Genomic DNA, 26,176 nt, shown 5'->3' with positions numbered 1-26,176 from the left:
TAGTGCAGTATAGCTTTTTATCGGTAAAAAGCTCGCGAGATCAGCGTGTTGGTGGAGAAAAAAGCCCATCCTGAGATGGGCTGAAAGTTTCCACGGCAACAAAATATCCCGGGCATCCCGCGCCACAACACGACATACCCTGGATTTACAGCAAAATTAGACGCTGTAGTACAGTTCGAACTCAACCGGATGCGGAGTCATGCGTACGCGGTCGTTCTCTTCCAGACGCAGGGCGATGTAAGCATCGATAGCGTCATTGGTGAATACGCCGCCAGCCGTCAGGAACTCGCGGTCAGCATCCAGGGCCTGCAGGGCTTCTTCCAGAGAACCGGCAACCTGCGGGATCTCTTTCGCTTCTTCCGGCGGCAGGTCGTACAGGTTTTTGTCCATTGCTTCGCCCGGATGGATTTTGTTCTTGATACCATCGAGGCCAGCCATCAGCAGCGCCGCAAAGCACAGGTACGGGTTAGCAGCCGGGTCCGGGAAGCGCACTTCGATACGACGCGCTTTCGGAGAGGTCACCACCGGAATACGGATGGAGGCAGAGCGGTTACGGGCAGAGTAAGCCAGCATAACCGGCGCTTCGTAACCCGGGACCAGACGCTTGTAGGAGTTGGTGGTCGGGTTCGCCAGGGCGTTGATGGCTTTAGCGTGTTTGATTACGCCGCCGATGTAGAACAGCGCCTGCTCAGACAGACCTGCGTATTTGTCGCCGGAGAACAGGTTAGTCCCGTTTTTCGCCAGAGACATATGGCAGTGCATGCCGGAGCCGTTGTCGCCGAACATTGGTTTCGGCATAAAGGTCGCGGTTTTACCAAAGCGGTGAGCGACGTTGTGAACAACGTATTTGTAAATCTGAATTTCGTCCGCTTTTTTGGTCATGGTGTTGAAGCGGGTTGCCACTTCGTTCTGACCTGCGGTAGCCACTTCGTGGTGGTGAGCTTCAACAACCAGGCCCATCTCTTCCATGATCATACACATGGTGGAGCGGATATCCTGAGAAGAGTCTACTGGCGGAACCGGGAAGTAACCCCCTTTCACGCCCGGACGGTGACCTTTGTTACCGCCTTCGTATTTGGTGGAGGAGTTCCACGCACCTTCGATATCATCGATCGCGACATGGGAGCCGGAGATAGAGGCGCCGAAACGGATGTCGTCGAACAGGAAGAATTCTGGTTCTGGCCCGAACAGGACGGTGTCAGCGATGCCGGTAGCGCGCAGGTACTCTTCAGCGCGTTTCGCGATGGAGCGCGGGTCACGGTCATAGCCCTGCAGGGTGCCAGGCTCGAGGATATCGCAGCGGATGATCAGGGTCGGTTCTTCGTAGAACGGGTCAATGACCGCGGTGGAAGCGTCCGGCATCAGGACCATGTCAGATTCGTTGATACCTTTCCAGCCACCAATCGAGGAGCCATCAAACATTTTGCCTTCTTCGAAGAATTCGGCATTTACCTGATGAGACGGAATCGTGACGTGCTGTTCTTTACCTTTGGTATCGGTGAAGCGCAGATCGACAAACTTCACTTCGTGCTCGTTCAGCATCGTCAAAACGTGTTCAGCGGACATACTTAAACTCTCCCGGATTGGTCATTGTCGTCGTGGTAACGAAAACTTCATACTGCTTAAAAGTGGCGTTGTTGCCTTAAAAAATATAAAGCGAAATCTGTGCCAACTTTTAAATGCCCCATAAAACGCTGTATCATGCGCACCATAGTGCAAAAGGACTGCACCATGATGGAGATAATGCACCAAAATAGTGCCTCAGTGTGAACATTGAGCACCATTTTGGTGCAATTTTTGTTACGGTGCCCTTTTATCGCTCCGTGAAAGCGGTCACAAAGAAACTCTGCAATACTTGTTTGCGGAGGATGTTTGTGATCCTGTTCAGTCCTTCGCTTAATACGTGTACAATAACGCGCTATTTCTAATGCCTGAGGCAAAGTTGTGATCGAAAATCTGCGTAATATCGCCATCATCGCGCACGTTGACCATGGTAAAACTACCCTGGTTGACAAGCTGCTACAGCAATCCGGTACGTTCGACGCACGTACTGAAGCACAAGAACGTGTGATGGACTCCAACGATTTGGAGAAAGAGCGTGGGATTACCATCCTCGCGAAAAACACCGCAATCAAATGGAATGATTACCGTATCAACATCGTTGATACCCCTGGGCACGCCGACTTCGGAGGTGAAGTTGAGCGTGTTATGTCCATGGTTGACTCTGTGCTGCTGGTGGTAGATGCCTTTGATGGCCCGATGCCGCAAACGCGCTTCGTGACCAAAAAAGCTTTTGCCCACGGTCTGAAGCCGATCGTGGTCATCAACAAAGTTGACCGCCCGGGCGCGCGTCCGGACTGGGTTGTCGATCAGGTGTTCGACCTGTTCGTTAACCTCGACGCGACCGACGAACAGCTGGACTTCCCGATCGTTTACGCGTCCGCGCTGAACGGTATCGCGGGTCTGGACCACGAAGACATGGCTGACGACATGACCCCGCTGTACCAGGCGATTGTCGATCGCGTGCCGGCGCCGGACGTTGACCTTGACGGTCCGCTGCAGATGCAGATCTCCCAGCTGGACTACAACAACTACGTTGGCGTCATCGGCATCGGCCGCATCAAACGCGGTAAAGTGAAGCCGAACCAGCAGGTCACTATCATCGATAGCGAAGGCAAAACTCGTAACGGTAAAGTCGGTAAAGTGCTGACTCACCTGGGGCTTGAGCGTATCGAGAGCGACGTAGCTGAAGCTGGCGACATCATCGCGATCACCGGTCTGGGCGAGCTGAACATCTCCGACACCATCTGCGACCCGCAGAATGTCGAAGCGCTGCCGGCCCTGTCCGTTGATGAGCCGACCGTTTCCATGTTCTTCAACGTCAACACCTCTCCGTTCTGCGGTAAAGAAGGTAAGTTCGTTACCTCTCGCCAGATTCTGGACCGCCTGAACAAAGAGCTGGTGCACAACGTGGCGCTGCGCGTTGAAGAAACCGAAGACGCTGATGCGTTCCGCGTTTCCGGCCGTGGTGAACTGCATCTGTCCGTTCTGATTGAAAACATGCGTCGCGAAGGTTTCGAGATGGCGGTTTCCCGTCCGAAAGTTATCTTCCGTGAAATCGATGGCCGTAAACAAGAGCCGTTCGAGAACGTGACGCTGGACGTCGAAGAGCAGCACCAGGGTTCTGTTATGCAGGCGCTGGGCGAGCGTAAAGGCGACCTGAAAAACATGAATCCGGACGGAAAAGGCCGCGTACGTCTCGACTACGTGATCCCAAGCCGCGGTCTGATCGGCTTCCGTTCAGAGTTCATGACCATGACCTCCGGTACCGGTCTGCTGTACTCCACCTTCAGCCACTACGACGACGTTCGTCCGGGCGAAGTGGGCCAGCGTAACAACGGCGTGCTGATCTCCAACGGTCAGGGTAAAGCGGTAGCGTTCGCGCTGTTCGGTCTGCAGGATCGCGGTAAGTTGTTCCTCGGTCACGGTGCGGAAGTTTACGAAGGCCAGATCATCGGTATTCACAGCCGTTCTAACGACCTGACGGTAAACTGCCTGACCGGTAAAAAACTGACCAACATGCGTGCGTCCGGTACTGACGAAGCCACGGTTCTGGTTCCGCCGGTTAAGATGACCCTGGAGCAGGCTCTGGAGTTCATCGATGACGACGAACTGGTAGAAGTCACTCCGACCTCTATCCGTATTCGTAAACGTCACCTGACCGAGAACGACCGTAAACGCGCAATGCGCGGTGCAAAAGAAGAGTAATTGATTCTTCTTGCTGTTCGCTAAACCCCGCCTCTCCGGCGGGGTTTTTTTATGGGTGAGATCTGACAATCGCTGCGCTAACCCGGGGCCTCCAGGAGACCCTGGTCACATTTATACCTAAAGTTTGTCCGAGGAATTGCTTTCTTTTTTTGCAGAAGAGTAAGATGAGTTATCTGGTTTAAACCAAATGGATTAAACAATGACTGAAAATCTTTCTACTGTCGAAAATGCAAAAGAGAAACTGGATCTGTGGCTTAAGCAAGGGCTGACGGCTGCGGGTGGAAAACTGCCTTCAGAGAGAGAGCTTGGCGAACTGCTGGGGATCAAACGCATGACGCTGCGTCAGGCGCTGCTCAGCCTGGAAGCGGAATCGAGGATCTTTCGTAAAGACCGGAAAGGATGGTTTGTCGCGCAGCCGCGTTTTAACTACAGTCCTGAGCTCCCCGCGAGCTTTCAGCGGGCCGCCATTGAGCAGGGAAGAGAACCTTCGTGGGGCTTTATTGAAAAACAGCGAACCCGAGACTATCCCGACGCCGCTAAACCCCTGCTGGATGTCACTCCGTCTGATGATTTATATCTGGTCACCGGCTGGGGAGCGCTGGAAGGGCATAAAGTTTTCTACCATGAGACCTTTATCAACCCTAACATCGCGCCAGATTTTATTGACCGGTTGAAGAACCAATCTTTTTCCTCCGTCTGGGAGCGTGAATATCATAAGCCTGTGGTGATAAAAAAACTGGCTTTTAGACCCGTCAGAATGTCGGGCGATGTGAGCAAATTCATCGGTGGCTCTGCAGGTCTGCCGGCTATTCTGATAGAAAAACACCGTGCCGATAGTGCCGGTAATATTGTGCAAATAGATCTCGAATACTGGCGATTTGAGGCTGTGGATCTGTTTATTAACTTGTAGGTATTTTATGGTCACTAAAGATAACGCCGGGAAGATCCTTTCCCGTATTGATAATATACCACTCTACCTTCATGCTTATGCCTATCATTTGAATATGCGGCTTGAACGTGTTTTACCTAATGATTTATTGACCATTGCAGATAGTCTGCATTTAAAGGGGGTGAAAATACACGTTCTTGATGGTGAGCGTTATTCGCTGAGCAATATGAATGATGCCCAGTTAGCCGGGTTTGCTGACAAAGCGAAAGCGTTGCAGCTGGATATTCACATCGAAACCAGCGCCTCCGATAAACAGACCATCGATCAGGCCGCGACTATCGCTTTAAAAACAGGAGCGACTTCCGTTCGTTTTTATCCGCGTTATGAAGGCCATTTACATGACGTAATGGAAAAAATTTCAGCAGATATTCAATACATTAAAAAGGCTTATAGTCATACCGGCCTGACCTTCACCCTTGAGCAACATGAAGATCTCAAAAGCGCTGAACTGGTGAATTTAATTAAACAAAGCGAGATGCCATCGCTATCGCTCCTTTTTGACTTCGCCAATATGATCAACGCTAATGAGCGACCGCTTGAGGCGTTAGCGTTGATGTCACCTTACATTACGCAGGTTCATATCAAAGACGCTTGTATTATTACTGAGAACGGTGGGCTTGGGCATCGGGCCTGTAATTCAGGCCAGGGCGATATGCCGTTTAAGGCGCTGCTGACGGAATTAATTTGTCTTGGTGATGATCATCCGCAGGTCATGGCATACGGTCTGGAAGAAGAAGTGGATTACTATGCCCCCCCGTTCCGTTTTGCCTCGGAGGGGGACAACCCGTGGATCCCCTGGCGACAAATGAGCGAAACCCCACTGCCAGACGCCGATCAGCTTGAAGCGCGACTGCTAAAAGAAAAAGAGGATGCGATAGCGCAGCTCCATTATGTCAAAGAGACGTTGCAGAGAATAAAAGACGAAGCGCTTACGGCGCTGGCACACTAAATTTACTAATAATTCGTTATGCCGGGACATCATTTTTAATAAATGATGATGGTCTGTTATTTTCCTTAAACCAAATGATGTTCAATCATTAGGGGAACTTATGCTCACAAAAAAGAAATGGGCTATATTCAGTTTATTAACCCTGTGCGGTGGCACCATTTATAAACTGCCTTCTCTGAAAGATGCTTTTTATATTCCGATGCAGGACTATTTCCATCTGACTAATGGCCAGATAGGCAATGCCATGTCGGTGAACTCCGTGGTGACCACGATTGGTTTTTTCCTGTCAATTTACTTTGCCGATAAACTGCCTCGCCGCTACACCATGTCGCTATCGCTGATTGCGACAGGCTTGTTGGGGATCTATCTGACGACTATGCCAGGCTACTGGGGAATTCTCTTTGTTTGGGCTCTCTTTGGCGTTACCTGCGACATGATGAACTGGCCGGTGCTATTAAAGTCGGTAAGCCGGTTGGGCAACAGCGAACAGCAGGGGCGTTTGTTTGGTTTCTTTGAGACCGGGCGGGGGATTGTCGACACGATTATTGCTTTCTCTGCCCTGGCTATTTTCACCTGGTTTGGCAGCGGTTTGCTGGGGTTTAAAGCCGGGATCTGGTTCTACGCTCTGATCGTGATTGTTGTCGGGATCATGCTGTTTTTTATGCTGAAAGAAAAGGATGAGGATGCGCCTGAGAAAGCTACCGTCGACAGCGCCACAGAGAAAAGTAGCATCTCTTCGGTCTTAAAAGATAAAACCATCTGGCTTATCGCGTTCAACGTCTTCTTTGTTTATGCGGTTTACTGTGGGCTCACTTTCTTTATTCCCTTCCTGAAAAATATCTACCTGTTGCCGGTGGCGCTGGTGGGCGCCTACGGCATCATTAACCAGTATTGTTTGAAAATGGTGGGTGGGCCGATTGGCGGCCTGATAGCCGATAAAATCCTCAAGTCGCCAAGCAAATATCTCTTCTATACCTTCTGTGCCAGCACCGTAGCCCTGGTGGCGTTAATATTGCTGCCCCACGAAAGCATGCCAGTCTACCTCGGCATGATCTGCACCCTGGGATTTGGCGCAATTGTGTTTACCCAGCGAGCGGTCTTCTTTGCCCCGATCGGTGAAGCCAACATCGCGGAGAACCGGACCGGCGCCGCCATGGCGCTGGGGAGTTTCATTGGCTACGCACCGGCCATGTTCTGCTACAGCCTGTATGGCTACATTCTCGATCTCAATCCTGGTCTGACAGGCTACAAGATAGTCTTTGGCATCATGGCGTGCTTTGCGCTCTGTGGCGCGTTCGTTTCGGTCATGCTGGTTAAACGCATTCGCGGTGGCAGGAAAACGCTGCGCGCTGCGACAGAATAACCGCCAGCCTGATTCTGCTTATTCAAAGCCGCATTATGCGGCTTTGTTCGCGAGTGGCTTGTTGTTTCAGGTTTATGCATAGTCAAACCTCATCTTTCCCGCTAAAGTTAATTTTCCACGGCGCGGAAGGAGACGAAAATGCTCTATATCTTTGATTTAGGTAATGTGATTGTCGACATTGACTTCAACCGGGTATTGGGGGCCTGGAGCGATTTAACCCGCATCCCGCTGGCGACGCTGAAGCAGCATTTCACCATGGGAGAGGCTTTCCATCAGCATGAGCGCGGCGAGCTCAGCGATGAAGACTTTGCCGCCGCCATGTGTCATGAAATGAATATGTCCCTCAGCTATGAGCAGTTTGCTCACGGCTGGCAGGCGGTGTTTGTCGCGCTGCGTCCGGAAGTGATTGCGATCATGCAAAAACTGCGTGCCCAGGGCCATCGCGTGGTGGTGCTCTCAAATACCAATCGTCTTCACACCACGTTCTGGCCGGATGAATACCCGGAAGTGCGCGCTGCCGCCGATCGCATCTATCTGTCACAGGAGATGGGAATGCGTAAGCCTGAAGCGCAAATTTATCAGCGAGTACTGGAAGAAGAGGGCTTTTCCGCCGCAGATACGGTCTTTTTTGATGATAACGTCGATAATATAGCAGGGGCTAACCGGTTGGGGATCACCAGCATTCTGGTGACCGGGAAGAAGACCATCCCTGACTATTTCGCGAAACAGCTATGCTAAGAACCGTTCATCAAAAATTACTCCACCATACCCGGCCGCTGCTGGCGTGGCTAAAGCTGCTGTGGCGGCGTATTGATGAAGACCATATGACCACCCTGGCGGGGAACCTCGCCTATGTGTCATTACTGTCCCTGGTGCCGCTGATTGCCGTCGTGTTCGCGCTGTTTGCGGCCTTTCCCATGTTCTCCGAAGTCAGCGTGCAGATCCGCCATTTTATTTTCGCCAATTTTATTCCGGCGACCGGGGATGTGATCCAGGGGTATATCGAGCAGTTCGTCGCCAATTCCAGCCGCATGACCGCCGTAGGCGCCTTTGGCCTGATCGTCACCTCGCTGCTGCTGATGTACTCGATCGACAGCGCGCTAAACACCATCTGGCGCAGCACGCGCAGTCGCCCCAAAGTTTACTCCTTTGCCGTTTACTGGATGATCCTGACCCTTGGTCCGCTGCTGGCGGGTGCCAGCCTGGCGATCAGTTCCTATCTGCTGTCGCTGCGCTGGGCAAGCGACCTGGACGGCGTAATTGATAATCTGCTCCGCCTTTTCCCGCTGATCCTCTCCTGGGCGGCATTCTGGCTGCTCTACAGTATTGTACCCACCACCCAGGTACGTAACCGCGACGCGGTGATCGGGGCGCTGGTGGCGGCGCTGCTGTTTGAGGCAGGTAAAAAAGCGTTTGCCCTCTATATCACCACCTTTCCGTCCTATCAGCTCATTTATGGCGTGATTTCGGTGGTGCCGATTTTGTTCGTCTGGGTGTACTGGACCTGGTGTATCGTCTTGCTTGGCGCTGAAATTACTGTCACTCTCGGTGAATACCGCAAACTTAAAACAGAAGAAACAGAACAACCATGATTGCATTAATTCAACGCGTATCCCGTGCAAGCGTTACCGTGGCGGACGAGGTGACGGGCGAAATTGGCCCGGGGCTTCTGGTGCTGCTGGGGGTCGAAAAAGACGATGATGAACAAAAAGCGAATCGCCTCTGCGAGCGCGTGCTGGGCTACCGCATCTTCAGCGATGCGGAGGGGAAAATGAACCTGAACGTTCAGCAGGCGGGCGGCAGCGTGCTGGTGGTTTCGCAATTTACGCTGGCGGCGGATACCGAGCGGGGAATGCGGCCAAGCTTCTCGAAAGGCGCCGCTCCTGACCGTGCTGAGGCGCTGTATGAGTATTTCGTTGCCCGCTGTCGCCAGCAGGAAATGAACACCCAGACCGGAAGATTCGCTGCGGATATGCAGGTTTCTTTGGTCAATGATGGTCCCGTGACCTTTTGGTTGCAAGTATGACCCAGCTTCCGGGCAGGCTGCGGGTAACAAAAGAGAGTACGACTATGTATCACCTTCGTGTACCGCAAACAGCAGAAGAGTTAGAGAGCTACTATCAGTTCCGCTGGGAAATGCTGCGTAAGCCGCTGCATCAGCCTAAGGGTTCGGAACGTGACGCCTGGGATGCGATGGCGCATCATCAGATGGTGGTGGATGAAGAGGGCAACCTGGTGGCTGTCGGCCGGCTATATATCAATGCAGAGAATGAAGCCTCCATTCGCTTTATGGCCGTTCATCCCTCGGTGCAGGATAAAGGGCTGGGTACGCTGATGGCGATGACCCTGGAGTCCGTCGCGCGTCAGGAAGGGGTTAAGCGGGTCACCTGTAGCGCTCGCGAAGATGCGGTGGAGTTTTTCGCCAAGCTCGGCTTTATCAATCAGGGGGAGATCACCACCCCGACCACCACGCCGATCCGTCATTTCCTGATGATTAAGCCGGTCGCATCGCTGGACGACATTCTCCACCGTGGCGACTGGTGCGCGCAACTACAGCAGGCGTGGTATCAGCATATCCCGCTGAGTGAAAAAATGGGCGTGCGCATCCAGCAGTACACCGGGCAGAAATTTATTACCACCATGCCGGAAGCGGGAAATCAGAATCCGCACCACACGCTGTTTGCCGGCAGTTTGTTCTCGCTCGCTACCTTAACCGGATGGGGGCTTATCTGGCTGATGCTGCGCGAGCGGCACCTGGGGGGCACCATCATTCTGGCGGATGCGCATATCCGCTACAGTCAGCCCATTAGCGGCCGCCCCAGCGCCATCGCCGACCTCGGTTCGCTGAGCGGCGATCTCGACCGTCTGGCGCGTGGGCGTAAAGCCCGCGTGCAAATGCAGGTGGAGCTTTTTGGCGACGATAAACAGGGCGCCGTTTTCGAGGGGATCTACATCGTGCTGCCGGCGAAGCCCTTTGGCTCTTACGAAGAGGGCGGCAACGAGGAAGAGTAAGCCGCGGGCGGTTATCGTCCTGGCGATGCTAAGCGCCAGGCGATATCCCGCATGGCATCTCGCGCGGCGCGGCTGATCCCACCCAGCTGAAAGAAGCCGTGGATCACCCCCAGATAGCGCTGACAGGAACTCTCCACCCCTTGCGCCATCAGCCTTCGATGCAGCGCTTCGCCCTCGTCGCGTAAAGGATCGAACTCCGCCGTCAGAATATGCACCGGCGGCAGACCGTGAAAATCGTCGCGCCAGAGTGGACTGGCATCCGGATGGTTCGCTGGCGTCGAGGCGAGGTACATTTCATAGCCGCTCAACAACGTGTCCCGGGTAATCACATAGTCAGCGCCGTTGCTGACGTAGCTCGCCATGCTGGCGGTGGGGTCGAGCATGGGATAAATCAGAATCAGTTGCGCGGGTTGCCACGCCGCATTCGCTTTCAGGCGCAGGGCCGTTACCAGAGCGAGGTGCCCGCCGGCGCTGTCGCCAGCCAGTGTGATGCGTGAGGCGTCAACGCCAAGCTGCTCCGCGTGCCGGTGGATGATCATGACACCTTGTTCTGCGTCATCGTGCGCCGCCGGAAAGGTATGCTCCGGCGCCAGGCGGTACTGCACGGCGATCACCCGGCAACCGCTGAACCAGGCTAGCTGGCGGAGCTGATTGTCGTGGGTGGCAAAGCCGCCGCTGACAAAACAGCCGCCGTGATAATACACAATGGTGGGTAGTAAGCCGTTGCTTTTTGGCGGCGAGACGACGCGCAAGGTCATGCCATCGAGCGCGATGTCTTCAACCTGCACCCGCGTTTCTGTTTCCCCTGCGAGAACGGCGCTGGCGAGATAGCCGTTTCTCCGGTCATCAATACTCTGTTCTCGCGATGATGGCCGCCCCGCAGCAATAAACTCCTCAACCAGCGAAGCAATCCCTTTTTCCAACGTCATGGCAAGTCCCTTTTACTGGGTTAATATCCAGTGTTATAGCCTGGTTATTGCGAAAAAGATATACCGAATAAAGCCGCGATCGCATTGTGGAAAGCGGCTCGCAGAAGCGTATTTCTCAGCAAAGATCTGCTTTTTCTTCGTTTTTATCAGGTGTAATTTGCTCGTTATCCGGTGCGCCGTAATACCTTGTCCTTCTGAACAGCACCCTAAAAGTTGAACAATATCTGGAGAAGCAGAAACGGGCTAAGGAGAGCATTTCCGGCGTGTTCACACCGTATGAATGATAACGAGCGACCTGAGTCGCCCGTTATAGGAGCGCAGAACTTATTCCCCTTCGCCGGGGAACATGAACGGGTTAATTGAGCTTCTGGCGAAGCCTTCCTGCTCCATGCGGGCGTCAAGCACCAGGGATGCCAAATCGTCGGCGACGGCTTCGACTTTCGGATCCTTCTCCTGATACATAATCTTCAGGTAAGTTCCGCAGTCGCCACAGCTTTCGGCTTTCACCGCAGCCTGCTCGTTGTCCAGCGACCAGTAGTGCAGATCGCGGCTCTGTTCGCAGTTGCTACATTTGACGCGTACCACGTGCCACTCGGTTTCGCACAGATTGCAGTGCAGATAGCGCAGCCCCTGGGTGGTGCCGATCTGCACGATGCTGGAGACCGGCATCGAGCCGCACACCGGGCAGAACTGGCGCTGTTCGCCGTATTCAGCGCGCGCTTTCCCGGGAATCAGGCTGGCCATCTGCGCCCAGTAGAGCGACAGCGCGGCCCAGATGAACGGCGCTTTATCGCTGCTGACCGAGGCGAAGTCGGAAGCAAACAGCGCGCTGGCCATCTGCTCCAGCTCCTGCTCAGAGGCTTTTTCCAGATTTTCAATGACCGCCAGCGCTGGGCCGCTCATCTCCGGCTTCAGCTCGGCAATCAGCGAGTGCAGCAGCTTGTGCCAGTGTTTGTCGCGCGGCAGGACGTGGATATCCAGCGGCGGCTTGCCCTGTTCGCTGGCCGCTTTAATACGGGCGGTGAGATCCATCTGCAGCGGATGGTCGTACAGCACCACTTCCTGGGCATGGGCGATCAGCGCGGCAAAGCGCAGGTAATCGCCCAGCGGGTTATTGGCGGCCAGCTCGCGCAGACGTTCAGCGCGGCGGTTATACAGATTTTTCAGCCTGGGGAACAGTAGCGGCGGAATTGCTTCCGCCGTGCGTTTCTCGCTCGAACCCAGCTCGTCTTGCGGGATTATGCGAATACTCATTCAGATGACTTTTCCTGTTTCTGGCGGACCTCTCGGTACCAGCGCGGGTGATGTTTCTTCGCCCACGTACTGGTGACCCAGCCTTCCACCATCGCGGTAATGGTGCCTTTCACCCAGAGGGCGGCGTAGATATGCACCATGATAACCACAATTAACGCCACTGCGGCAAATGAATGCAGCATCAGCGCAAATCGGATCACCGGGATTGAGAAAGCCGGCGCAAAATACGGACGCCAGATGATCACACCGCTCACCAGCAGCAGTACCAGGAAGATAATCGCCGCCCAGAATACGCATTTCTGGCCGAAATTATAGCGTCCGGTATCGCCCACCTCCTCGTTGACGACGATCTTACGAATATTCTTCGCCCAAAAGATATCATCCCGATTGATTAGGTTGTGGTGCCAGTAACGGAAAAACATGATGATGAACGACGCGAACATCACCACCCCGACGAACGGGTGGAGAATTCGCGCCAGCTGCGGCGTGCCGAGGATATGCATCAGCCAGTTAAAGGACGGGAAGAAAAAGCCTAACCCGCTTACCGCCGCCAGGATGAAGCAGAAGGCGGTGACCCAGTGGTTGATGCGTTCCGGCGCCGTGTAGCGCACGATGGTGTCACGTCTTTTCATTTGCGCACCTCGTCTTTCTCTTCATGCAGGTTGTCCTCTTCCTCTTCCGCGCGGTTCGGACCGACGCCGACGTAGTGGAAGATACTGGCTGCGAAGGTCGCGGCGAAGCCGACGGCCGCCAGCGGTTTCCAGATGCCTTTCCAGAACTTGACGGTCTGGCTGATCTCCGGGTTTTCCGGCAGGCCGTGGTACAGATTCGGCTTATCGGCATGGTGCAGCACGTACATGACGTGGGTACCGCCGACGCCGGCCGGATCGTACAGGCCCGCATTGTCGTAACCGCGGGTTTTCAGTTCAGCTACGCGCTCGCCGGCCAGCGTTTTCATATCCTCTTTGGAGCCAAAGTGGATGGCGCCGGTCGGGCAGGTTTTCACGCAGGCCGGTTCCTGGCCGACGGTGACGCGGTCTACGCACAGGGTACATTTGTAGACGCGGTTGTCTTCCGGGTTCAGACGCGGTACATCGAACGGACAGCCGGCGATACAGTAACCGCAGCCGATGCACTGCTCGGACTGGAAATCGACGATGCCGTTGGCGTACTGAATGATCGCGCCTTCTGACGGGCAGGCCTTCAGGCAGCCCGGATCGGCGCAATGCATGCAGCCATCCTTGCGGATGAGCCATTCAAGCTTGTCGTTTTGCTCCACTTCCGAGAAGCGCATCACCGTCCATGACTTGGCGGTCAGGTCCGCCGGGTTGTCATACACCCCAACGTTGTGACCGACTTCATCACGAATATCGTTCCATTCGGAGCAGGCCACCTGACAGGCTTTGCAGCCGATACAGGTGGTGACGTCGATAAGCTTCGCCACCTCCTGCTGGTGGTCCCGCGCCTGAGGCGCGGGGGTGAAACCGTTAGTCGCGGAACGACGAATAATATCTTGCGATTGATAAGCCATAAGTCGTCTCCGTTACACCTTTTCCACGTTCACGAGGAAAGCTTTGAACTCCGGCGTCTGCGTATTCGCATCACCGACGAACGGCGTCAGGGTATTGGCAATAAAGCCTTTTTTCGCCACGCCCTCATAGCCCCAGTGAATAGGAATGCCGATGGTATCGATATCCTTACCGTCAACTTTTAGCGTGCGAATACGTTTGGTCACCACCGCCTTGGCCTTAATGTAGCCGCGGTTGGAGGAGACCTTGACGGTATCGCCATGGCTGATGCCGAGTTTATTCGCCAGTTTTTCACCGATCTCCACAAACTGCTCCGGCTGCGCGATGGCGTTAAGCAGCGCGTGCTTGGTCCAGTAGTGGAAGTGCTCAGTCAGGCGATAAGTGGTGCCGACGTACGGGAATTTCTCCGCTTTGCCCATCTGCTCGAGATCGCCTTTGAAGACGCGAGCGGCCGGGTTAGAGACCACGTTCGGGTGCAGCGGGTTAGTCCCGAGCGGCGTTTCAAACGGCTCGTAGTGTTCCGGGAACGGTCCTTCCGCCATCTTATCGATAGCGAACAGACGGCCCATCCCTTCCGGCTGCATGATAAACGGACCGACGTCGCTGCCAGGCGCAGCGGCGCTGTAGTCCGGAATATCCACGCCGCCCCATTTCGCGCCGTCCCACTTCAGCAACTGACGCTTCGGATCCCACGGTTTACCCTGCGGGTCCGCGGAGGCGCGGTTATACAGGATGCGGCGGTTGAGCGGCCATGCCCATGCCCAGCCCAGCGTATTGCCGAGGCCTGACGGATCGGCGTTATCCCGGCGCGCCATCTGGTTACCTTCCGGCGTCCAGCTTCCGGCGAAGATCCAGCAGCCGCTGGAAGTCGTGCCGTCGTCGCGTAGCTGTGCGAAGGAGCTCAGCTGCTGGCCTTTCTTGACGATCACCGCGCCGGTTGCCGGGTCGGTAATATCCGCCAGCGCTTTACCGTTGCTCTCCATCGCCACTTCTTCTGACGCCGGCTCGTGTGGCGTGGAGTAGTTCCACGTCATGTTGAGAACTGGCTCTGGCGCCGGGCCACCCTCTTCGGCATACATCTTACGCAGGCGCGTAAAGATACCGGCGAGGATTTCACCATCGGTGACAGCGATCCCCGGGGCGTCCGCGCCTTTCCAATGCCACTGCAGCCAGCGGCCGGAGTTGACGATAGACCCATTCTCTTCGGCGAAGCAGGTGGACGGCAGACGGAACACTTCGGTCTGGATTTTCGACGGGTCAACATCGTTCGACTCACCGTGGTTTTGCCAGAAGGTGGACGTTTCGGTATTGAGCGGGTCGATGGTCACGAGGAACTTCAGCTTCGACAGGGAAGCGACGACCTTGTTTTTGTTCGGGAACGAGGCGACCGGGTTAAAGCCCTGGCAAATATAGCCATTCACTTTTCCCTGATTCATCATCTCGAAGTACTGCAGAACGTCGTAGCTCTTGTCCCATTTCGGCAGCCAGTCAAAGCCCCAGCTGTTTTCTGCTGTCGCTTTATCGCCGAAGAAGGCTTTCATCATGGAGACGAAGAACTTCGGATAGTTGCCCCAGTAGTTGACCTGGTCTTTCAGCAGCGGCTTCGGCGTGTTAGCCGTCAGGTAGGTCTGCAGGTCGGCCTGTTTTTCGTTCGGCAGCGACATGTAGCCTGGCAGGCTGGTGGAGAGCAGGCCGAGGTCGGTCAGACCCTGGATATTGGAGTGGCCGCGCAGGGCGTTGACGCCGCCGCCCGCCATCCCCATGTTGCCCAGCAGTAGCTGGATCATCGCCATGGTGCGGATGTTCTGCGCGCCGATGGAGTGCTGGGTCCAGCCGAGAGCGTACAGGAACGACGCGGTCTTATCCGGCGCGCTGGTTTCAGCAATGTATTCACAGACTTTGAGGAAGTCGGCCTTCGGCGTACCACAGATGTTTTCGACCACATCCGGGGTATAACGGGAAACGTGCTGCTTCAGCAGGTTCCAGACGCAGCGCGGATGCTGCAGCGTAGTATCGCGTTTGGCGAAGCCGTTTTCGTCCAGCTCATAGTTCCAGCTGGTTTTGTCGTACTGGCGTTTTTCTGCGTTATAGCCGCTGAACAGCCCGTCGTCGAAGCTGTAGTCCTCACGCACGATCAGGCTGGCGTTGGTGTAGGCTTCGGTGTATTCGCGGTTGAATTTTTCGTTATTCAGCAGATACAGGATCACGCCCGACAGGAAGGTAATGTCGGTACCGGAACGAATCGGGGTATAGAAATCAGCCACCGACGCTGTACGCGTGAAGCGCGGATCGATAACGATGAGTTTGGCACCGTTATGGATTTTGGCTTCCATCGCCCAGCGGAATCCCACCGGATGCGCTTCAGCGGCGTTACCGCCCATCACCACGATCAGGTTGGCGTTCTTAATATCCACCCAGTGGTTGGTCATCGCACCGCGACCAAATGTTGGAGCAAGACTTGCTACCGTTGGTCCGTGTCAGACACGCGCCTGGTTATCCACCGCCAGCATCCCGAGGGCGCGGGTGAATTTTTGCGTTAAATAGCCGGTTTCGTTACTGGAGGCGGAGGCGCACAGCATCCCGGTGGTCAACCAGCGGTTGACGGTGGTGCCAGCGTCGTTTTGCGCGATAAAGTTGGCGTCGCGGTCCTCTTTCATCAGCTTGGCGATGCGATCGAACGCTTCGTCCCAGCTGATTTGCTGCCATTTATCGGAGCCTGGCGCGCGATATTCCGGGAATTTCAGGCGGCTTTCAGAATGGATAAAGTCCACCAGACCAGCCCCTTTCGGACAGAGCGCACCACGGTTGACCGGATGATCCGGATCGCCTTCGATATGGAAAATGGATGCTTTGGCGTTTTTCGCGCCGTCGCCGAGGCTATACATCAACAGCCCACAGCCGACAGAACAGTATGTGCAGGTGTTACGGGTTTCGCGCGTGCGCAGCAATTTGTACTGCCGTGTCTCCGCGAGCGCAGTCGCCGGGGCAAAGCCCAGCGCTGCTGCCGTGGTTCCCGCCATACCGCCAGCGCAGATCTTAAAGAACTGCCTTCTGCTGACCTGCATGGTTCGCTCCTTGTTTCGACATTGTCACATGTAGTTATTTGCTTTGCGGTGAGAGCCGCAAAGGTTCAGAATTAGGGCATATTTCCCTCATTCCTGAAGGGATAAAAACAGAATACCACAATGTGTGTATGCCTGTTCCAATACGGTTAAAGCAAAGTGAACAAGAAGCCTCTCGAACAAATCGAAAATGTGACGAATGTCACAGGATATCGCCAGGTCTCCCTCTGGAAGCGCGAGGATCTGCAACATCCTCAGCCAGATGAGTTAGCGGAAGAGGTACCGGTCGCGCTGGTCTACAACGGTATCTCCCACGTGGTGATGATGGCCACGCCGAAAGACCTGGAGCAGTTCGCCGTCGGCTTCTCCTTATCCGAAGGGATTATTGAGCATCGGCGGGAGATTTTCGGCATGGACGTGGTGTCGGTATGCAACGGCCTTGAGGTGCAGATTGAACTCTCCAGCCGGCGTTTTATGGGGCTCAAAGCCCGGCGTCGCGCGCTGGCCGGGCGCACCGGCTGCGGGGTCTGCGGCGTCGAGCAGCTCAATGATATTGGTAAGCCGGTTCAACCGCTGCCGTTCACTCAGACGTTCGATATCGCCAATCTCGACCAGGCCCTGGCGCATCTTAACGACTTTCAACCGGTCGGCCGACTCACCGGCTGTACCCACGCGGCCGCCTGGGTCCGGTCGACGGGCGAACTGGCGGGAGGTTTTGAAGACGTCGGCCGGCATGTGGCGCTGGATAAACTGCTGGGCCGGCGGGCGGAAATCGGCGAGGGCTGGCAGCAGGGCGCCGCGCTGGTCTCCAGCCGCGCCAGCTATGAAATGGTGCAGAAAGCCGCGATGTGCGGGGTCGAGATCCTGTTCGCGGTATCAGCAGCCACCACCTTAGCGGTGGAGGTCGCCGAGCGCTGCAACCTGACGCTGGTGGGCTTTTGCAAGCCGGGCAGGGCGACGATCTACACCCACCCGCAGCGTTTGATCGCGGGTTAAAAGTTGATCAGTAAATTTGAATAATGACAGCAAATCCTTCCGCTTTTTGTTTGGTGATGTGCGGGCTACTATTTAACACATCAAGGCACAACGCCTTATCTAAACAACTAAATGAAAGGGTTTATATCATGAAAAGCATCAAAACTTTTGTCGCAGTAATCGCTATGGCCGCCTCTTTTGCTTCCTTCGCCGCTGAAACCGTCACCGCTACCGCTGCAACGATGGACGGCGCGGAAGCGAAAATCGCCGCACAGGCCCAGGCAGCAGGCGCGTCGTCTTACAAAATTACCGAAGCGTTTACCGGCAACCGCGTGCATATGACTGCCGAACTGAACAAATAAGCGTAACGCTACTGTCGAAAGAGCGCCTCAGGGCGCTTTTTTGTTTCCGTTTCGGCAAAAAACAGTCACTATTCCCCACCGCCGCGAAAAAAATGTGGCAGTACTCACGTTTCCGTTCTTTTCTTAACTCCCCATTATTACCGCCAATGAAACATCTTCATTGTTGAATATCTCGATATTTTAACGCTATGAAATATAAAGATATTAAAAAGGAAAAGCGATGAAGAACACGCTTCGCATGTGTGATCTTTGTCACAAAAATAAGCCCGCCGTTGCGACTGTCAACTATTCATGTACGTAATTTAATACGCATTATGTGATCTCCATTGCAAATACAAGTCTTGCAGTCAGGGAAAAATGTCGTCAGGCAAATGAGCGAGGAGGCGTCATGAAAATTGGCATCGTTATTAGCGGCGGGGATGTTTCGGGAATGAATAATTTTATATTCCAGATTGCCAGGCAGGCTGATGCCGACATCACGCTGTTTAATGGCGGTATTCCTGGCCTGCTGGAGAAAAATCATCAGGATATCGCGTGGCGCGATCTGGTTGATTTCTCCATTACCGCGGTGCCGATCATTACCTCCGGACGAACCAGTCGCAAACTACAGCGCAGCGAATATGAAATGATTGCTAAAAAACTGAAATCGCTGCGTATTGACGTGCTTATTATGGCCGGGGGGGACGGCAGCCTGCAGTTTCTCAATACCCTAAGTGAATTTGATATTAATTGCTTTGGCGTGGGAATGACTATCGATAATGACGTGTATGGCAGTGATTATACGATTGGTTTTTCCACGGCCTGCGAGCAGATTATTAAAGAAGTCTCCCGTTTAAGAAATACCGGAAGAGCGCTGCCGGGGCGGGTTTTTATGGTTGAGATATTAGGAGGTTATTGTGGAGAATTAACGTTACAGTCCGCCATTAAATGCAATGCGGATATTGCCCTGATCCCGGAGGCGCAGATGCCGCTGGCCATGCTTGCGGAGCGGATTACCCGGAAGCTGAGCACGCAGAACAGCGTCGTTATCCTCTGCTCAGAAGGCTACACCAAAGAATACTCTCCCGGCTTTCAGGGAGCCATTGATACCATGATCAAACAGCTGGAACCGCAAATCGGCGTCCGAATCCGTAAAACGATTGTCGGTTATGGCCTACGCAGCGGTGACCCGACCTGTGAAGAGATTTATCAGGGCACCATTATGGCCAGTGAAGTGGTTCGCTGTATTCAGTCAGGTATGAAAAATAAAGCCATAATAATTAATTCCAGTAACAAACCTATTCCGATTGATTTAGTCAGTATGAAAAAACGTCTGGTCGATACTGAAGGACATCATTATAAACTTGCCAAGCAACTCAATATTATTTGAGGAGACCCTCCATGCTGAAAATTTTATGCGTATGTGGCTGCGGCCTCGGTTCAAGCTTTGCCATTGAAATGACGGCGAAGGCAGTTTTAAAAAAACTGGAAATTCCCGCTCATATTGAACACACCACCGTATCCGAAGCCGGAGCCTTTAAATCGGATATGATTTTGACGCAAAAAACCTTTGCCGACATCTTAACCGCCGATGCTACTGAAGAGGAAATTAAACGCGTCGTGGTGCTCAATAAGCTTACGGATAAAGAGGAAATTGAAACCAAGATCGTCGCATTCTTAAATGAACGTCATCTGAAGGTGGCTGATTATGAATAGCTTCGTTGCGTTTATCGTTAAGGATTTACTTGGCCAGGCATCCATTCTTATTGCTTTTATTGCCATGCTTGGCCTGATCCTGCAAAAGAAATCGCCGGGCAAAACCGCGGAAGGGACGTTTAAAACGCTGCTTGGCTTCTTAATTATGATGGCGGGGATCAACATCATTGTCGCCACGCTAACCTTTCTGAACGATATCTTCACCCAGGGATTTGGCATGAAAGGCTATATTACCGATGTGGCCGCCATCGCCGGGTTAGCGAATCGGGAATTAGGTTCGGAAGTGGCGCTGACGCTGCTGGTGATCTTTGCCGTCAATATTATTATCGCCCGTCTGACGCCGCTTAAATATATTTTCCTGACCGGCCAGGCGCTGCTGTGGATGGCGACGATCGGCGCCGTGATTGGCTATAAGTCCGGGCTCACTGGCGTACCGCTGATTTTAACCGGGGGCATCTTCGGCGGCGTGATGGCGGTGTTAATGCCGGCCCTGGCGCAGCCGGTGGTCAGGCGCATTACCGGATCTGACGACGTGGCCCTGGGGCACTTCTGTACCATCGGTTATCTGGTGCAGGCCGCCGTCGCAAAGGTCGTCGGCAAAGGCTCCCGCTCCACGGAAGATCTCGAGCTGCCTGATAACTTTAAGTTTCTGCAGGATACCTATCTGGCCATGGCGGTGGTGATGGTGCCGATGTATCTCATCCCGGCTATCGCGGCGGGCCCTCAGTACATCGCGCAGTTCTCCGGCGGGATTAACTACCTGATGTATGCCTTTATGCAGTCCATTCAGTTTGTCGCCGGGGTCTTTGTCCTCTATAGCGGCGTGCGTTTATTGCTCAATGAGCTGGTGCCGGCCTTTCGCGGTATCGCGATGCGTATTGTCCCGGATGCGAAGCCGGCTCTTGATTGCCCGGTACTGTTTCCTTATGCGCCGAATGCGGTGATTGTCGGATTTCTGGCGACGACCGTCGGCTCGATTATCGGCATGCTGGTTTTCCCGATGTTCGGTCTGGCGATGATCCTCCCCGGGCTGTTAACCAACTTTTTCGCCGGCGGCACGGCAGGGGTTTTTGGCAACGCGCTGGGCGGACGCCGCGGGGCGATGATCGGCGGGGTTATTCACGGCCTGTTTATCACGTTTCTGCCGGCCATTCTGGTGCCCATGCTGGAGAGCTATGGCTTTACGGGCGTCACCTTCAGCGACTCTGACGTCATCAGCTCGGGTCTGGTATTAGGCCACGCCTTCCAGAATAACTGGCTCTTTGTCGCCTTATTTATTGTGTTTGTCGCCGCACTGGCATGGTTTGTCAACGGGAAATCCGCTAAGCCGAAAGGGGAAAATGTTCATGAGTCTGTATAATTTCAATGAGATTTTAAAAATTGCCCAAGCGAGAAATTTTAAAGCGATTGGCTCGTTTAACTTGCACTGTATTGAGATGCTGCCGGCGTTTTTCAAAGCCGCGCAAAACAGCCACAGCCCGTTAATGATCCAAATTTCAACCGGGACCGCGGAGTACCTCGGCTATCGTTTGCTGGTCGACGCCGTGCGTTCATTAGCGGACAGTGAAAATATTCCAGCCTGTCTGCATCTTGACCACTGCTCAGATATTAAGGCCATCGAGACGGCAATGAACGCGGGCTTTTCGTCGGTGATGTACGACGGCTCACACTTAAGCCTCGAGGAAAATATCGGTAACACGCGGATTGTGGTGGAAATGGCCCGGCCGCGGAATATTACGGTAGAAGGTGAGCTGGGGGCGATCGGCGGGTCAGAGGATGGAAAAGCGGTGGCGGCGGAAGATATCTGTTTTACCACCGTCGAAGATGCGAAACGCTTTGTGGAGGAGACCCAGGTCGATATGCTGGCCGTTTCGGTAGGCACCGTGCATGGCCTCTACACCGGTAAAGCGCAGATACAGCACCAGCGGCTGAAACAGATTAGCGCGGCGACCGGCGTGCCGCTGGTGCTGCATGGCGGTACCGGCGTCAGCGATGAGGATATGCGGCTGGCCGTCACCGAAGGGATTAATAAAGTGAACGTCGGGACGGAAATGAACGTGCAGTGGGTTGACCGCTGTAAAACGACGTTTGAGAAAGGGAAGGTGAATGACAGCGTACGGAAATTCTTAATTCCCGCCAACCAGGCGGTCACTGATGTCTTAATGGAAAAAATGGCGTTATTTAAATAACGTTTTCTCCTTCACTCTCTATTTCATTGCCCTGTCTTCCGCCAGGGAGGGAACTTGCTATGTTTGAATCATTGAAAACGTTGTGGAAAAAAGAGCAAACCCCGCTGCAGGATTATGATCAACAGTCCCGTCAGTTGGCGGAGGAAATTGCCAGACTGGAAGGCGAACTACAGCGCCAGCCTGGCAATAGCGAGGTGCAAAAAACATTAATGCTGACTTACAACCGGGCGCTATCGATATATGCCAAAAGCACCACCCACCGGCAGGATATCGATACGCTGTTTCTGCAGATTGATAATTTACGCAATATTATTCGCCGCAATATTTAGGAATACAGAATGACCATAAAAGAACTGCTTATTGAGGCCGATGCCATTCAGGTTGGCGTTGTGGAGTCCGACTGGCAGCGGGTAATAAAGCTGGCTGCCCGCCCGCTGGAGGCAAAAGGCTTTATTTCGACGGAATATAGCCAGGCGGTGATCGACAATACCCTGAACCATGGCGCCTATTACGTCTTCGATGAAGGTATTGCCATCCCCCATGCCCGACCCGAGTGCGGCGTCAGACGCAACTGCTTTAGCCTGGTGCTGCTGGAAAAGCCGATTCCTTTTGCGGACAGTGAAAAAGCCGACATTGTCATTATGTTTGGCGCCCGGGATAGCAATGCGCATATCGAGGAGGGGATCCGCTCCATCGTCGCGCTGCTGGATAACAATGACACGATGGCCAAACTGCGGATGGCCCGCAGCCGGGAGGAGGTTGTCGCATTACTATGAACAGACATCTGACCCCAGTCTGCAAAACGGCTATTTTAATCAACGGCATTCCGGCCTCGGGGAAGAGTACCATCACCCGTTTGCTGGCGGAGACCTTCAGCCTGCCGGTATTGACGATCGACGGCATCAAAGAGCCGTTTATGGCGCGTCTGGCCCCGGTCGACCGGCCAATGAATCGCCAGCTGGGCTGTGCGGCGTATGAGGTGATCTGGTCGATTGTCGGCGCGTCGCCTGCCAGCATGGTTTGGTTGATCGACGCCTGGTTCGGCTTTCAGCCCCGGGAGACCTTGCAAAAATTGCTGCGGCAGGCGGGCGTGGAGCAGGTGATTGAGATCTGGAACCATATCTCCCCCGAGCTGGCGGTCGCGCGCTATGCCTCGCGGCTGGCGACGCGGCCGCCGGGCCACCCCGGCGAAGAGTATCTGCCGGAGCTGGCCCAGCTGGCCGGGCGTGCGCAGCCCATGTCTTTAGGACCCCTTCTGACGATAGACCAGCAGCGCCCGCTGGAGATAACGGCGGTTATTCACTGGCTTGAAGGCACAATTAGCGGACAACGCACCGGTTTGGCGAATTACGCCTACCCGTCCTAGGACATACCCGCCAGCCGCAGCAGCGCCGTCACCACCGCCGCGGCGATAATCACGCCGATCAGCGGCACCTTGCGCCAGGCGAGAAATACAGCGACAGCCACGCCCAGAACGCGCGCCATGCCGGCGAAATGCGCGCCTTCATAGAAAGTGGTGGCCAGGGCGACGGAAAAAAGCAGCACCGTCGCCGCATCGGAAAGCAGCGCCTGCGAGCGCTCGGAAAATGCCAGCCGATTACCAAGCTTCGCGCCGCCAAGACGCATCAGATAGGTTCCCAGCGACAGGATGGCGATACCGGCGATAAACAGCGTCATATTGCCCATTATTTTTTCCTCGACAGTAAACCAAACAACGAGAGCAGCACCGGCAGCCCGGTAGGCGCAAACGGCACGGCAGCAAGCGCCAGCGCGGCGCCGCTGACGGCGCGGATCAGCGTGGTACGGTTTTTAAAGGCCGGGATCACCAGCGCCAGCAGGATTGCCGGGAAGACCGCGTCAAGCCCGATGGTTTCCGGCGCCGGCAGCAGTTTGCCGACGGCGGCGCCGGTGAGCGTACCCAAAGGCCAGATCAGCGCTACGCCGGCGCCGCACAGCCAGTAGGCCGCTTTGCGCTGCGCGGGGGTGGGCTGCGACAAGCCAAAGACCACGCTCTCGTCGTTCATAATGTGGCACCCGATAAAGCTTAAGGCGCGCCGACCAACCAGTTCGCGCACGGTCACCCCGAAAGGGATATGGCGCGCGTTGACTAACAGGCCGGCGGCGGCGGCGGCCAGCGGGCTACCGCCGCTGGCGACAATACCGATAAACATAAATTCAGAGGCGCCCGCCAGCACGGACACCGAAAGTACGAGCGGCACCCATAAGGGGAAGCCGTAAGCCACCGCCAGCGACCCATAGGACATGCCTACCACCCCGACGGCGAGGCAAACTAAAACAATCGCTTTTATCGTGTCTCCGCTGAGACTGGAGAGAGTTTGTTTCATATCCCTTAGCCATATCGAACGAATTTCCATTATAATGAACACATAATGATCGTTTTTCAAGGCGAACAAATCGTTCGATATAAAAAACAAGGGGCGGGTATGACACAGCCAATCAGCGTTATCGCCAAAAGTCTGGTGCGGGAGCGGGCGCGGACCGGGCTTTCGCTGGCGGAAGTCGCGCGTCGGGCGGGTATCGCAAAATCCACGCTATCGCAACTGGAGTCCGGCAACGGTAATCCGAGTCTGGAAACGCTGTGGTCGCTCTGCGTAGCGCTGGATATTCCATTTGCCAGGCTGCTTGAGCCGCAGGTGAACAAAACGCAGGTGATCCGCCGCGGCGAGGGGACAAAAGTGGTGGCGGAGCAGGCGAACTATCAGGCTATTTTGCTGGCCGCCTGTCCACCCGGCGCGCGTCGGGACATCTATTTGCTGCTCACCCAGCCCGGCGCCGACCGCATTTCGCATCCGCATCCGCCAGGCTCGGTGGAACATATTATCGTGACCCAGGGGCGGGCGCGGGTAGGGCTGACGTCGGCGCCGGAAGAGCTCGGCGAGGGCGACTATATCTGCTATCCGGCGGATCAGGAGCATGTGTTTCAGGCCCTGGAGCCGGATACGCAGGCCCTGCTGATCGCTGAGCAAAACTGACATCGCACCGGCGGGCGTCGCGCTCTCGCTGGACGCCATAGCCGTATTGCGGGACACTAGCCGCATTCTTCCGCGAAGACAGGCATACCTATGTCGCTGAAAGCCATTGCTAAAGAACTTGGGATCTCGGTAACGACCGTCAGCCGCGCGTTAAACGGCTATGATGATGTGTCGCAGGAGACCCGTGCTCGCGTGGAGGCTGAAGCGCAGCGTCGCGGATATCGGCCAAACACGTTCGCGCGTCGCCTGAAAATGGGCAAAATCGACGCCGTTGGCCTCGTTTTCCCCGTGCGCCCCGCGCCGCTGAATAACAACGTCTTTCTCGAAATGGTGGGAGAAATCAGCCACGAGCTGGCGCGCTATGAGATTGATTTACTGCTGATCGCCGATGATGAACAGGCCGATAAACACGGCTATATGCGCATGGTGCAGAGCCGTCGCGTCGATGCGCTGATCGTCGCGCATACCCTGGACGACGACCCGCGCCTGATTCAGCTGCTCTCTTCCGGCTTTCCTTTTCTCGCGCTGGGCCGTAGCCGCCTGCCGCAGCCCTACGCCTGGTTTGATTTCGATAACCAGGCGGGCACGTATCGCGCCACCCGTCATCTGATTAGCCAGGGGCACCGGCGCATCGCGCTGCTGAGCGAAAATAATAATCAGGCGTTTATTACCCAACGCCGCAACGGTTACCTGGAAGCGCTGCGCGAAGCGGGCCTGGCGGAAACCTGGCTGCGCAGCGTGCCGCCCACCCGCCGCGGCGGGTTTCAGGCAACGATGGAGCTGCTGCGCTTGCCTGAACCGCCAACGGCGATTGTCACCGACTGCAATACCCATGGCGACGGCGCGGCGATGGCCCTGGCTCAGCTCGGACGTCTTACCGGCGCCGATCGCGTCTCACTGGTGGTCTACGACGGTTTGCCGCAGGATAGCATCATCGACACCCCGGTGGGCGCGGTGGTTCAATCCACCCGACAGGGGGTGGGCCGCCAGATAGCCACGATGGTCCGCCGCTTAATTGCCGGCGAAGATCTGACCTCGCTTCAGGTGCTCTGGCAGCCCGAATTCATTCCCGGCGAAACCGCCTGACCTGACCCCTTTTTAACCCGTAATTCTGAAGCCGATCACGGATCCGAAACGTTTTGGTTGG

27 protein-coding genes are annotated in these 26,176 nt (G+C 55.0%); 19 read left to right on the top strand and 8 right to left on the bottom strand.

Features of this window, described 5'->3' with window-relative positions; all coding sequences use genetic code 11:
• Nucleotides 1-156: 156 nt before the first annotated feature.
• Nucleotides 157-1,566: a glutamate--ammonia ligase gene (gene glnA / locus KHQ24_RS21450; RefSeq protein ID WP_004203622.1), complete on the bottom strand. Its 1,410-nt coding sequence runs from the start codon at nt 1,564-1,566 to the stop codon at nt 157-159.
• 378 nt (nt 1,567-1,944) lie between these two features.
• Here glnA and typA point away from each other — a divergent pair, with 378 nt between their 5' ends.
• The 8 genes from typA to fabY all read left to right on the top strand — a co-directional run bounded on the left by typA (nt 1,945) and on the right by fabY (nt 10,041).
• Nucleotides 1,945-3,768 carry a ribosome-dependent GTPase TypA gene (gene typA, locus KHQ24_RS21445; protein ID WP_002882755.1) on the top strand — a complete coding sequence of 608 codons (1,824 nt, stop codon included), beginning with the start codon at nt 1,945-1,947 and terminating at the stop codon, nt 3,766-3,768.
• A gap of 199 nt (nt 3,769-3,967) precedes the next feature.
• A complete protein-coding gene (locus KHQ24_RS21440) occupies nt 3,968-4,678 on the top strand; it encodes a GntR family transcriptional regulator (RefSeq protein WP_087832527.1) in 711 nt (236 codons plus the stop codon).
• 7 nt (nt 4,679-4,685) lie between these two features.
• Nucleotides 4,686-5,666 carry a sugar phosphate isomerase/epimerase family protein gene (locus KHQ24_RS21435; RefSeq protein ID WP_211777457.1) on the top strand — a complete coding sequence of 327 codons (981 nt, stop codon included), beginning with the start codon at nt 4,686-4,688 and terminating at the stop codon, nt 5,664-5,666.
• A gap of 100 nt (nt 5,667-5,766) precedes the next feature.
• Complete coding sequence (locus tag KHQ24_RS21430; protein ID WP_048293950.1) at nt 5,767-7,029, top strand: MFS transporter; 1,263 nt, start codon at nt 5,767-5,769, stop codon at nt 7,027-7,029.
• A 138-nt stretch (nt 7,030-7,167) separates the two neighbouring features.
• A complete protein-coding gene (gene yihX / locus KHQ24_RS21425) occupies nt 7,168-7,767 on the top strand; it encodes a glucose-1-phosphatase (RefSeq protein WP_017899838.1) in 600 nt (199 codons plus the stop codon).
• On the top strand, nt 7,761-8,621 hold the full coding sequence (locus tag KHQ24_RS21420; protein WP_004203625.1) for a virulence factor BrkB family protein: 861 nt from the start codon (nt 7,761-7,763) through the stop codon (nt 8,619-8,621). The genes yihX and KHQ24_RS21420 overlap by 7 nt, the downstream gene beginning before the upstream one ends.
• Nucleotides 8,618-9,055 carry a D-aminoacyl-tRNA deacylase gene (dtd, locus tag KHQ24_RS21415; RefSeq protein ID WP_004203627.1) on the top strand — a complete coding sequence of 146 codons (438 nt, stop codon included), beginning with the start codon at nt 8,618-8,620 and terminating at the stop codon, nt 9,053-9,055. Before KHQ24_RS21420 ends, dtd begins: the two co-directional genes overlap by 4 nt.
• A 44-nt stretch (nt 9,056-9,099) precedes the next feature.
• Nucleotides 9,100-10,041, top strand: coding sequence for a fatty acid biosynthesis protein FabY (gene fabY, locus KHQ24_RS21410; RefSeq protein ID WP_025999202.1), 942 nt, complete (start codon nt 9,100-9,102; stop codon nt 10,039-10,041).
• An 11-nt stretch (nt 10,042-10,052) separates the two neighbouring features.
• Here fabY and KHQ24_RS21405 read toward each other — a convergent pair whose 3' ends face one another.
• The 5 genes from KHQ24_RS21405 to fdnG all read right to left on the bottom strand — a co-directional run bounded on the left by KHQ24_RS21405 (nt 10,053) and on the right by fdnG (nt 16,818).
• Complete coding sequence (locus tag KHQ24_RS21405; protein WP_004203629.1) at nt 10,053-10,970, bottom strand: alpha/beta hydrolase; 918 nt, start codon at nt 10,968-10,970, stop codon at nt 10,053-10,055.
• 324 nt (nt 10,971-11,294) lie between these two features.
• Nucleotides 11,295-12,224 carry a formate dehydrogenase accessory protein FdhE gene (gene fdhE, locus KHQ24_RS21400; protein WP_004203631.1) on the bottom strand — a complete coding sequence of 310 codons (930 nt, stop codon included), beginning with the start codon at nt 12,222-12,224 and terminating at the stop codon, nt 11,295-11,297.
• Nucleotides 12,221-12,856, bottom strand: a complete 636-nt coding sequence (fdoI, locus tag KHQ24_RS21395) for a formate dehydrogenase cytochrome b556 subunit (RefSeq protein ID WP_004203632.1) — start codon at nt 12,854-12,856, stop codon at nt 12,221-12,223. Before fdoI ends, fdhE begins: the two co-directional genes overlap by 4 nt.
• The gene (gene fdxH / locus KHQ24_RS21390; RefSeq protein WP_002882822.1) at nt 12,853-13,755 is read right to left on the bottom strand and encodes a formate dehydrogenase subunit beta; all 903 of its coding nucleotides are present in this window, start codon (nt 13,753-13,755) and stop codon (nt 12,853-12,855) included. The genes fdoI and fdxH overlap by 4 nt, the downstream gene beginning before the upstream one ends.
• Before the next feature lie 12 nt (nt 13,756-13,767).
• Nucleotides 13,768-16,818: a formate dehydrogenase-N subunit alpha gene (gene fdnG / locus KHQ24_RS21385; RefSeq protein WP_085956538.1), complete on the bottom strand. Its 3,051-nt coding sequence runs from the start codon at nt 16,816-16,818 to the stop codon at nt 13,768-13,770.
• Nucleotides 16,819-16,974: 156 nt separating this feature from the next.
• Between fdnG and fdhD the strand changes: the two genes are divergently transcribed.
• From fdhD to KHQ24_RS21340, 9 genes are all read left to right on the top strand, one after another.
• A complete protein-coding gene (gene fdhD, locus KHQ24_RS21380) occupies nt 16,975-17,811 on the top strand; it encodes a formate dehydrogenase accessory sulfurtransferase FdhD (RefSeq protein WP_017899836.1) in 837 nt (278 codons plus the stop codon).
• Nucleotides 17,812-17,939: 128 nt separating this feature from the next.
• Nucleotides 17,940-18,152: a YdgH/BhsA/McbA-like domain containing protein gene (locus tag KHQ24_RS21375; RefSeq protein ID WP_004203637.1), complete on the top strand. Its 213-nt coding sequence runs from the start codon at nt 17,940-17,942 to the stop codon at nt 18,150-18,152.
• 388 nt (nt 18,153-18,540) lie between these two features.
• Nucleotides 18,541-19,521 (top strand): 6-phosphofructokinase, encoded by a 981-nt coding sequence (locus KHQ24_RS21370; RefSeq protein WP_004203638.1) that lies wholly within the window; start codon nt 18,541-18,543, stop codon nt 19,519-19,521.
• A gap of 11 nt (nt 19,522-19,532) precedes the next feature.
• Nucleotides 19,533-19,847, top strand: coding sequence for a PTS sugar transporter subunit IIB (locus KHQ24_RS21365; RefSeq protein WP_211777456.1), 315 nt, complete (start codon nt 19,533-19,535; stop codon nt 19,845-19,847).
• A complete protein-coding gene (locus tag KHQ24_RS21360) occupies nt 19,840-21,207 on the top strand; it encodes a PTS sugar transporter subunit IIC (protein WP_004203642.1) in 1,368 nt (455 codons plus the stop codon). The genes KHQ24_RS21365 and KHQ24_RS21360 overlap by 8 nt, the downstream gene beginning before the upstream one ends.
• Nucleotides 21,194-22,036, top strand: a complete 843-nt coding sequence (locus KHQ24_RS21355; RefSeq protein WP_025999201.1) for a class II fructose-bisphosphate aldolase — start codon at nt 21,194-21,196, stop codon at nt 22,034-22,036. Before KHQ24_RS21360 ends, KHQ24_RS21355 begins: the two co-directional genes overlap by 14 nt.
• A 59-nt stretch (nt 22,037-22,095) precedes the next feature.
• A complete protein-coding gene (locus KHQ24_RS21350) occupies nt 22,096-22,365 on the top strand; it encodes a hypothetical protein (protein WP_017899833.1) in 270 nt (89 codons plus the stop codon).
• Between the two features lie 9 nt (nt 22,366-22,374).
• On the top strand, nt 22,375-22,812 hold the full coding sequence (locus KHQ24_RS21345) for a PTS sugar transporter subunit IIA (protein ID WP_004203645.1): 438 nt from the start codon (nt 22,375-22,377) through the stop codon (nt 22,810-22,812).
• Nucleotides 22,809-23,402 (top strand): AAA family ATPase, encoded by a 594-nt coding sequence (locus KHQ24_RS21340; RefSeq protein ID WP_004203646.1) that lies wholly within the window; start codon nt 22,809-22,811, stop codon nt 23,400-23,402. The genes KHQ24_RS21345 and KHQ24_RS21340 overlap by 4 nt, the downstream gene beginning before the upstream one ends.
• On the opposite strand, the gene KHQ24_RS21335 is transcribed toward KHQ24_RS21340, so the two are convergent.
• Together KHQ24_RS21335 and KHQ24_RS21330 are read right to left on the bottom strand one after the other, a co-directional pair.
• Nucleotides 23,399-23,722: an AzlD domain-containing protein gene (locus KHQ24_RS21335; protein WP_004203647.1), complete on the bottom strand. Its 324-nt coding sequence runs from the start codon at nt 23,720-23,722 to the stop codon at nt 23,399-23,401. The genes KHQ24_RS21340 and KHQ24_RS21335 overlap by 4 nt on opposite strands.
• Nucleotides 23,722-24,381, bottom strand: coding sequence for an AzlC family ABC transporter permease (locus KHQ24_RS21330; protein ID WP_032431168.1), 660 nt, complete (start codon nt 24,379-24,381; stop codon nt 23,722-23,724). Before KHQ24_RS21330 ends, KHQ24_RS21335 begins: the two co-directional genes overlap by 1 nt.
• A gap of 99 nt (nt 24,382-24,480) precedes the next feature.
• Here KHQ24_RS21330 and KHQ24_RS21325 point away from each other — a divergent pair, with 99 nt between their 5' ends.
• Both KHQ24_RS21325 and KHQ24_RS21320 read left to right on the top strand, forming a co-directional pair.
• Complete coding sequence (locus tag KHQ24_RS21325; protein ID WP_002882865.1) at nt 24,481-25,029, top strand: helix-turn-helix domain-containing protein; 549 nt, start codon at nt 24,481-24,483, stop codon at nt 25,027-25,029.
• Between the two features lie 90 nt (nt 25,030-25,119).
• Complete coding sequence (locus tag KHQ24_RS21320; protein ID WP_004203649.1) at nt 25,120-26,115, top strand: substrate-binding domain-containing protein; 996 nt, start codon at nt 25,120-25,122, stop codon at nt 26,113-26,115.
• The last annotated feature ends 61 nt before the right edge of the window (nt 26,116-26,176 follow it).

This window comes from Klebsiella sp. 54 (genome assembly GCF_018223875.1).
Lineage (GTDB): Bacteria > Pseudomonadota > Gammaproteobacteria > Enterobacterales > Enterobacteriaceae > Klebsiella > Klebsiella quasipneumoniae.
This window is presented reverse-complemented; position numbering and strand designations above follow the sequence as displayed.

Excerpts from the sequence above, each read along its gene's own strand:
- glnA (WP_004203622.1), bottom strand. The coding sequence starts at position 1,566 with ATGTCCGCTGAACACGTTTTGACGATGCTGAACGAGCACGAAGTGAAG.
- KHQ24_RS21440 (WP_087832527.1), top strand. The coding sequence starts at position 3,968 with ATGACTGAAAATCTTTCTACTGTCGAAAATGCAAAAGAGAAACTGGAT.
- KHQ24_RS21435 (WP_211777457.1), top strand. The coding sequence starts at position 4,686 with ATGGTCACTAAAGATAACGCCGGGAAGATCCTTTCCCGTATTGATAAT.
- KHQ24_RS21430 (WP_048293950.1), top strand. The coding sequence starts at position 5,767 with ATGCTCACAAAAAAGAAATGGGCTATATTCAGTTTATTAACCCTGTGC.
- yihX (WP_017899838.1), top strand. The coding sequence starts at position 7,168 with ATGCTCTATATCTTTGATTTAGGTAATGTGATTGTCGACATTGACTTC.
- KHQ24_RS21420 (WP_004203625.1), top strand. The coding sequence starts at position 7,761 with ATGCTAAGAACCGTTCATCAAAAATTACTCCACCATACCCGGCCGCTG.
- dtd (WP_004203627.1), top strand. The coding sequence starts at position 8,618 with ATGATTGCATTAATTCAACGCGTATCCCGTGCAAGCGTTACCGTGGCG.
- fabY (WP_025999202.1), top strand. The coding sequence starts at position 9,100 with ATGTATCACCTTCGTGTACCGCAAACAGCAGAAGAGTTAGAGAGCTAC.
- KHQ24_RS21405 (WP_004203629.1), bottom strand. The coding sequence starts at position 10,970 with ATGACGTTGGAAAAAGGGATTGCTTCGCTGGTTGAGGAGTTTATTGCT.
- fdhE (WP_004203631.1), bottom strand. The coding sequence starts at position 12,224 with ATGAGTATTCGCATAATCCCGCAAGACGAGCTGGGTTCGAGCGAGAAA.
- fdoI (WP_004203632.1), bottom strand. The coding sequence starts at position 12,856 with ATGAAAAGACGTGACACCATCGTGCGCTACACGGCGCCGGAACGCATC.
- fdxH (WP_002882822.1), bottom strand. The coding sequence starts at position 13,755 with ATGGCTTATCAATCGCAAGATATTATTCGTCGTTCCGCGACTAACGGT.
- KHQ24_RS21375 (WP_004203637.1), top strand. The coding sequence starts at position 17,940 with ATGAAAAGCATCAAAACTTTTGTCGCAGTAATCGCTATGGCCGCCTCT.
- KHQ24_RS21370 (WP_004203638.1), top strand. The coding sequence starts at position 18,541 with ATGAAAATTGGCATCGTTATTAGCGGCGGGGATGTTTCGGGAATGAAT.
- KHQ24_RS21365 (WP_211777456.1), top strand. The coding sequence starts at position 19,533 with ATGCTGAAAATTTTATGCGTATGTGGCTGCGGCCTCGGTTCAAGCTTT.
- KHQ24_RS21360 (WP_004203642.1), top strand. The coding sequence starts at position 19,840 with ATGAATAGCTTCGTTGCGTTTATCGTTAAGGATTTACTTGGCCAGGCA.
- KHQ24_RS21355 (WP_025999201.1), top strand. The coding sequence starts at position 21,194 with ATGAGTCTGTATAATTTCAATGAGATTTTAAAAATTGCCCAAGCGAGA.
- KHQ24_RS21350 (WP_017899833.1), top strand. The coding sequence starts at position 22,096 with ATGTTTGAATCATTGAAAACGTTGTGGAAAAAAGAGCAAACCCCGCTG.
- KHQ24_RS21345 (WP_004203645.1), top strand. The coding sequence starts at position 22,375 with ATGACCATAAAAGAACTGCTTATTGAGGCCGATGCCATTCAGGTTGGC.
- KHQ24_RS21340 (WP_004203646.1), top strand. The coding sequence starts at position 22,809 with ATGAACAGACATCTGACCCCAGTCTGCAAAACGGCTATTTTAATCAAC.
- KHQ24_RS21335 (WP_004203647.1), bottom strand. The coding sequence starts at position 23,722 with ATGGGCAATATGACGCTGTTTATCGCCGGTATCGCCATCCTGTCGCTG.
- KHQ24_RS21330 (WP_032431168.1), bottom strand. The coding sequence starts at position 24,381 with ATGAAACAAACTCTCTCCAGTCTCAGCGGAGACACGATAAAAGCGATT.
- KHQ24_RS21325 (WP_002882865.1), top strand. The coding sequence starts at position 24,481 with ATGACACAGCCAATCAGCGTTATCGCCAAAAGTCTGGTGCGGGAGCGG.
- KHQ24_RS21320 (WP_004203649.1), top strand. The coding sequence starts at position 25,120 with ATGTCGCTGAAAGCCATTGCTAAAGAACTTGGGATCTCGGTAACGACC.